The sequence below is a fragment of the Aminobacter ciceronei genome (assembly GCF_014138625.1).
Classification (GTDB): Bacteria; Pseudomonadota; Alphaproteobacteria; order Rhizobiales; family Rhizobiaceae; genus Aminobacter; species Aminobacter ciceronei.
In genome coordinates, this window is record NZ_JACJHY010000030.1 from 86355 (window position 1) to 93164 (window position 6810).

Annotated in this window: 7 protein-coding genes; all 7 read left to right on the forward strand. The window is 64.2% G+C overall.

What is annotated here, in order from left to right; genetic code table 11:
* Positions 1–19: 19 nt before the first annotated feature.
* The 7 genes from murJ to HNQ95_RS25755 all read left to right on the forward strand — a co-directional run bounded on the left by murJ (position 20) and on the right by HNQ95_RS25755 (position 6642).
* Entirely contained in the window at positions 20–1618 is a 1599-nt protein-coding gene (gene murJ / locus HNQ95_RS25725; protein WP_067955390.1) for a murein biosynthesis integral membrane protein MurJ, read from the forward strand.
* A 131-nt stretch (positions 1619–1749) separates the two neighbouring features.
* Positions 1750–2295 carry a dTDP-4-dehydrorhamnose 3,5-epimerase family protein gene (locus HNQ95_RS25730; protein ID WP_067955393.1) on the forward strand — a complete coding sequence of 182 codons (546 nt, stop codon included), beginning with the start codon at positions 1750–1752 and terminating at the stop codon, positions 2293–2295.
* A complete protein-coding gene (locus tag HNQ95_RS25735; RefSeq protein ID WP_067955395.1) occupies positions 2288–3211 on the forward strand; it encodes a Gfo/Idh/MocA family protein in 924 nt (307 codons plus the stop codon). The genes HNQ95_RS25730 and HNQ95_RS25735 overlap by 8 nt, the downstream gene beginning before the upstream one ends.
* The gene (locus HNQ95_RS25740) at positions 3208–4068 is read left to right on the forward strand and encodes a glycosyltransferase family 2 protein (RefSeq protein WP_067955398.1); all 861 of its coding nucleotides are present in this window, start codon (positions 3208–3210) and stop codon (positions 4066–4068) included. The genes HNQ95_RS25735 and HNQ95_RS25740 overlap by 4 nt, the downstream gene beginning before the upstream one ends.
* Before the next feature lie 98 nt (positions 4069–4166).
* On the forward strand, positions 4167–5234 hold the full coding sequence (gene trpS / locus HNQ95_RS25745; protein ID WP_067955400.1) for a tryptophan--tRNA ligase: 1068 nt from the start codon (positions 4167–4169) through the stop codon (positions 5232–5234).
* 173 nt (positions 5235–5407) lie between these two features.
* A complete protein-coding gene (locus tag HNQ95_RS25750; protein WP_067955402.1) occupies positions 5408–5899 on the forward strand; it encodes a universal stress protein in 492 nt (163 codons plus the stop codon).
* A 167-nt stretch (positions 5900–6066) separates the two neighbouring features.
* The gene (locus HNQ95_RS25755) at positions 6067–6642 is read left to right on the forward strand and encodes a NifU family protein (RefSeq protein WP_067955404.1); all 576 of its coding nucleotides are present in this window, start codon (positions 6067–6069) and stop codon (positions 6640–6642) included.
* The last annotated feature ends 168 nt before the right edge of the window (positions 6643–6810 follow it).

Below are 6810 nucleotides of genomic sequence, written 5' to 3' on the forward strand. Positions count from 1 at the left end.
CAAGGCATCGTCGCGCCCCATGTCACTGATCAAGAAATTCGCGACCGTTGCCTCGGGCACGCTGATGAGCCGGGTGCTGGGCTTTGCGCGCGAGATGCTGATGGCGGCGGCCCTCGGCACCGGGCCGGTGGCCGACGCCTTCTATGCCGCATTCCAGTTCCCCAACACCTTCCGCCGGCTGTTTGCCGAGGGCGCTTTCAACGCCGCCTTCGTGCCGCTGTTTGCCAAGGAGATCGAGGCCAACGGCACGGAGGGCGCCAAGCGCTTTTCGGAGGAAGTGTTCGGCGTATTGTTTTCGGCCCTTTTGGTACTGACCATCGCCATGGAACTGGCGATGCCGCTGATCGTGCGTTTCGTCGTGGCTCCCGGCTTCGCCGACAATCCCGAGAAGTACGACCTGACGGTGGCGCTCGCCACCATCATGTTCCCCTATCTGATCTGCATGTCGCTGGCGGCGATGATGAGCGGCATGCTGAACTCGCTGCGCCGCTATTTCGCCGCGGCGATCGCGCCGGTGTTTCTCAACATCATCCTCGTCGGCGTCCTGGCCAATGCCTGGTATCGCGGCCATGACGGGCTGACCGTCGGCTACGCGCTGGCTTGGGGCGTCCTGGCCGCCGGTCTGGTGCAGCTGATCATCGTCTGGATCGCGGTGCGCCATGCCGGCATATCGATCGGCTTCCGCCGGCCCAGGCTGACGCCCAACGTCAAGCGCCTGCTGTGGCTGGCGCTGCCGGCGGCGATCACTGGCGGCATCACCCAGATCAACACGCTGATCGGGACGGCCATCGCCTCGGGCCAGGATAGTGCCGTGTCGTCGCTGAACCTTGCCGACCGCGTCTACCAGTTGCCGCTCGGCGTCGTCGGCGTCGCCGTTGCCATCGTGCTGTTGCCGGAGCTGTCGCGGGCGCTGAAGGCAGGCAACAAGGTCGAGGCAGCCAACCTGCAGAACCGCTCGGTCGAGTTCACGCTGTTCCTGACGCTCCCCGCTGCCGCGGCCCTGCTGGTCATGTCGGAGCCGATAGTGCGTGTGCTCTATGAGCGCGGCGCCTTCGCCGCCTCGAACAGCACGCCGGTGGTGGCATCGATCCTCGCCATCTTCGGCCTTGGCCTGCCGGCATTCGTGTTGATCAAGGCGTTCACGCCCGGCTTCTTCGCACGCGAGGACACACGCACGCCGATGTATTTCGCCGCCATTTCGGTGGCGGTGAACATTTCGGTCGCGCTGACCTTGTTTCCGTCCTGGGGTGCGCCCGGCATTGCTGCGGCATCGGCAATCGCCGGCTGGGTCAACGCGGCGATGCTGCTCGGCACGCTGGTCTGGCGCGGCCAGTGGGATCGCGACGCAGCACTGATGAAACGGATACCGCGCCTTGTCGTCGCCTCCGCGATCATGGCCGGCGGACTGTGGTTCGCCACGGGCGAGGCCGATCAATGGCTGGGGTCGGCGGCCCCCGTCTATACCCAGGCAGCGGCGCTCGGCGTGCTGGTGGCTGCTGCGATGATCATCTATTTCAGCGTCGCCTTCGGCATCGGCGGCGCGGATGCCCGCATGATCCGGCGCAACATCAAACGCAATCGCGCCAAGCCTGCGCCAACGCCGGCCGAATCTGAGTGATTGCCGTGCCTACGTAAGCCTACGGGCCGATTGAGCATTGCTTTCTGCATCGACCGGACAGATACAGACGCTGGGAGTCACGACGCGCGGCATGGCAAGAGCTGCGCCAGGGGCAGTGGGGAAGCATAGCGATGATCAAACTTCCGCTGGGATGCGTTGTTCGCGACCTGAAGACCCATGACGACGATCGCGGGAACCTGACGGAAATCTTCCGCCAGGAATGGGATGCCGGCATCGAGCCCGTGCAGTGGAATTTCGTACGTAGCCAGGCCAACGTTCTGCGCGGCGTACATGTGCACGTGATCCACTCCGACTATCTCGTCTGCCTAGAAGGCACGCTGGTGCTCGCGCTCTCGGACATTCGCCCGGAATCGCCGACTCATGGCATGGCAACGACGGTGACGCTCAAGGGTTCGAAAATGCAGGCAGCACTAGTCCCGCCCGGCGTCGCCCATGGCTTCCATTTTCCTGAAGTTTCCAGCCTTTGCTATTCGGTTTCGCACTACTGGAACACTGTGGACGAAATCGGCTGCCGCTGGGACGATCCGGCGCTCGGCCTTGACTGGGACATCCGCGATCCTGCCCTGTCGCCGCGTGATACGACTGCGGGTTCCGCCGCCGAGATGACGCAACAGTACTTGGCTGTGCGCGCGCAAATGAGCGCCAGCCGTGCGTGAGGCCCCGCATCTCGGTCTGATCGGCTGCGGCGGTTGGGGCAAGCTGATCCTGCGCGACCTGAAAGCGCTGGGTGCCAAGGTCACATGCGTGGCACCTGGCGAAAGATCGCGCGCCAATGCCGTAGCCAACGGTGCAGACCACATTGTCCCGACGCTGGATGAACTGCCCGAGGTCGAGGGCGCCGTTGTTGCCACGCCGAGTGACAGCCATGGCGCGGTGCTGCTCAGCCTCCTGCCGCGCAACATTCCGCTGTTTGTCGAAAAGCCGCTGACCTCGGACCGGGCGACGGCCCGATTGCTGGCTGAGAAGGCTGCCGACCGCCTCTTCGTCATGGACAAATGGCGCTATCACGCCGGAATCGAACGCATCGCCCGATTTGCGAAAAGCGGCGAGATCGGCGACGTCCTGGGACTCAGGCTGTACCGGCTCGGCTGGTCGATGACCCACAACGAGGTCGACCCGATCTGGAACCTGCTGCCGCATGACTTGTCGATATGCCTGCATGTCCTTGGCGAGGTCCCACCTGTAGCAACGGCGTTCGCGGACGGACTTGGACCGGCGTCCAGCGGTCTCGTCGCCGTGCTCGGCCGCGACGGCGGGCCGCGCGTGGTGATCGAGACCTCGGCGCACCACCCGGTCAACCGGCGGTCGGTGATCCTGTCCTGTACCAATGGCACGGTGACGCTGAACGGCAGCTTCGACGACCATCTGATCCTGCGCCAGGGAAGCCCTAACGATCTGAATGCGCCGGAGGTCGAGGTTGCGATCCAGAACAATATGCCGCTCGAGGCGGAACTCGCCGCCTTCCTCCGCCACCTCAATGGTGGACCGGCGCCGATGAGTTCGGCCGCCGAAGGCGCCGCGATCGTCGAGCGCGTCTGCGATATCAGGCGCATGGCCGGGCTGCCCGAGTGAACCGCAAGCCCTTTGCCACCGTGCTGGTGCCGACGCACAACCATGCGCATCTGATTGGATACGCAATCCGCAGCATCCAGGACCAGAGCTTTTCCGATTTCGAGCTCTTCGTGGTCGGCGACGGCGCATCCGCAGAGACACGCGACGTCGTCGGCGACCTTGCCCGGAGCGACCCGCGCATCCGCTACTTCGACTTTCCCAAAGGCCAGCGCCACGGGGAGGCGCACCGGCACGTGGCTCTGCAGGAGGCGCGCGGCGAGATCGTCGCCTATTGTGGCGACGATGACCTGTGGCTGCGCAGCCACCTTGCCAGCCTGGCCAAGCTGCTGAAGCGGCATGATTTCGGCCACATGGTGCAGATCAACGTGCACGGCCGAAACGAGTTCGTGGTCTATGGCGGCAGTTTCGCCGAGCCCGGCTGCTGGCAAAAGGTGCGCGATGGCGAGAAGGCCTTTTTTGGCCTGACCGTAGGCGGCCATCGCATGAGCGCCTATCGTGCCCTGCCCGTCGGCTGGAGCCCGGCACCAGCCGGGACCTACACGGACCAGTTCATGTGGCGGAAGTTTCTGCGCCAGCCCGGCCTGCGCTTCGCATCTGGACTGGAAGCGACCTCGATACATATCGCCTCGCCGGCACGAACCGACTGGACAGCACAGGAGCGCGTTGCCGAGCTCAAGGATCTGTTCGAGCGTCGCGACAGCGCCGAATTGCGAGTTGCGCTCGAACAGGCGATCCGCACTGCGCACCACGGATGGACCTCGCCCGACGATCCGCTGCTTGTGCGCCTCGCCGGCCAGGCGAAGCTACTCGGCGCGCATGTCGAGAACCTCGTTCACAGGTGGCGCCGACCCTCTTGATAGCCCCGCCCTCTTGATAGCAAGAGCGCCATCGTTCATAAGCGCCACTCGAATTTCGCCGCGCGCGAAACGGCCCTCCACAAGCCACGGGATCCATCATGACCGCCTTCAAACCGCTCATCTTCTCCGGCGTCCAGCCGACCGGCAATCTCCATCTCGGCAACTATCTCGGCGCCATTCGCAAGTTTGTCGCCCTGCAGGATACCAACGAATGCATCTACTGCGTCGTCGACCTGCACTCGCTGACCGCCCAGCTCGTCCATAACGACCTCCAGAGCCAGACACGCTCGATCACCGCAGCGTTCCTGGCCTCAGGCATCGATCCCAAGAAGCACATCGTCTTCAACCAGGCGCGCGTGCTGCAGCATGCCGAGCTGGCATGGATCTTCAATTGCGTGGCGCGCATCGGCTGGATGAACCGGATGACGCAGTTCAAGGACAAGGCCGGCAAGGACCGCGAGAACGCCTCGCTGGGCCTGCTCGCCTATCCGAGCCTGATGGCTGCCGACATCCTGCTCTACCGCGCCACACACGTGCCCGTCGGCGAGGACCAGAAACAGCATCTGGAGCTGACCCGCGACATCGCCCAGAAGTTCAACAACGATTTCTCGACCCGCATCGCCGATCTCGGCATCGGCGTCGAGATGCAGGTGGGCGAAGAGACGGTCAACGGCTACTTCCCGATCACCGAGCCGATCATCGGCGGGCCGGCGGCGCGTATCATGAGCCTGCGCGACGGCTCGAAGAAGATGTCGAAGTCGGACCCGTCGGATCTTTCGCGCATCAACCTGACCGACGATGCCGACACCATCTCGAAGAAGATCCGCAAGGCCAAGACCGACCCGGCGCCGCTGCCGAGCGAGCTCGACGAACTGAAGGATCGCCCCGAGGCGGAAAACCTGGTCGGCATCTATGCCGGCCTGGCCGACATGACCAAGGAAGAGGTGCTCAGCCAGTTTGCCGGCCAGCAGTTCTCGGTGTTCAAGCCAGCCCTTGCCGACCTCGCTGTCGAGAAGCTGTCGCCGATCGCCAGCGAGATGCGCCGCCTGATGGCCGACCCCGGCCATATCGACGCCGTGCTGCGTGACGGCGGCGACCGCGCCCGCGCCATCGCCGAAACGACGATGAAGGACGTGCGCAACATCATCGGCCTGCTCGGCGACTGACAGCATCATCGGCGCTGGCTGCTTGCGGGCAGCCGACGCCGGTGGCAGATTGGAGCCGGTTCCATTCCGAAAAGTTCGAAATGGGGCTCATTTGTCTGAGCATGATCTAGTCCGAAAATGGGCTTCCACTTTTCGGGGTCGTGCTCTGGGACGCGGCGCAACACGGGTAGAACATGGTCTCCAAACGCCTCAGCAAGGAAGCCGGCCACCGGCGCAAATTCCTGGCGATCATCGACGACACGCCGGAATGCGAGCGCGCCGTGGCCTACGCCTCCAAGCGCGCCAGAAGCACCAGCGGCGTGCTGGTCTTGCTCTACGTCATTGAGCCCGATGACTTCCAGCACTGGCTGGGCGTCGAGAAGATCATGCGCGAGGAGGCAACCGCTGCCGCCAACGCAGCCCTCGACAGCCACGCCGCGAAGGTGCGCGAGACACTCGGCATCGAGCCGGAGCTCGTCGTGCGTGAAGGCCGGCCGGCGGAAGAGATCCACAAGCTGATTGAAGACGACCAGGATATCGCTATCCTGGTCCTGGCGGCAGGTGCCGGCAAGGAAGGCCCCGGCCCGCTTGTCGCCTCGATCGCCGGCAAGGCTGCTGCCTTCCCCATCCCGGTGACGGTGGTGCCGCAGAACCTGTCGGACGAGGATATCGACAGCCTGGCCTAGGCGTCTGGCCCGATAGCTGCCTGGCCTCATGGACTTGTGGCCCAATAGTCTGGGCGCAACATATTGGCGCGGAGGCGCGCCAGCGGCTTGAATGTCGGCCGTGCAAAGCTTAATTAGAACTATTCCAAACTGAGACATCCCGCGCGCGCGGGCACGGAGACACGTCCATGTTCATCCAGACCGAAGCGACCCCCAATCCGGCGACGCTGAAGTTCCTGCCGGGCAAGGAAGTTTTGCTCGAAGGCACGGCCGATTTCCGCGACGCCGACAGCGCGCGTGCGGCGTCGCCGCTGGCCGGCCGGCTGTTCGAAATCCCCGGCGTCACCGGCGTGTTCTTCGGCTACGACTTCATTACCGTTACCAAGGACGGCCCCGACTGGCAGCACCTCAAGCCGGCGATCCTCGGCTCGATCATGGAACATTTCATGTCGGGCGTGCCTGTCATGGCCGGTCAGGCAGCCGGCGGCGGCGGCCATCATGACGACGAGAACGAGTTCTTCGACCAGGCCGACGCCGAGATCGTTGTGACGATCAAGGAACTGCTCGATACGCGCGTGCGCCCGGCTGTTGCCCAGGACGGCGGCGACATCACCTTCCGCGGCTACGAGAACGGCACCGTGTTCCTGCACATGAAGGGCGCCTGCGCTGGCTGCCCGTCGTCGACGGCGACGCTGAAGCACGGGATCCAGAACCTGCTTCGCCATTTCGTACCCGAAGTGCAGCAGGTCGAGCAGGTTTCCTGATCGAGGCCACCAGCCCGGCCGGTTGACGCAACCGGTACTCAAGACAACAAAAAACCGGGCCAAAGTGCCCGGTTCAGACTGCTGACAAACCCCTGGCGAGAGTTGGGGGTTTGTGATTCAGTGGGTGATGTTGAAGCGAGCCGGCCCTGAACAAACCGCACTTGAGAT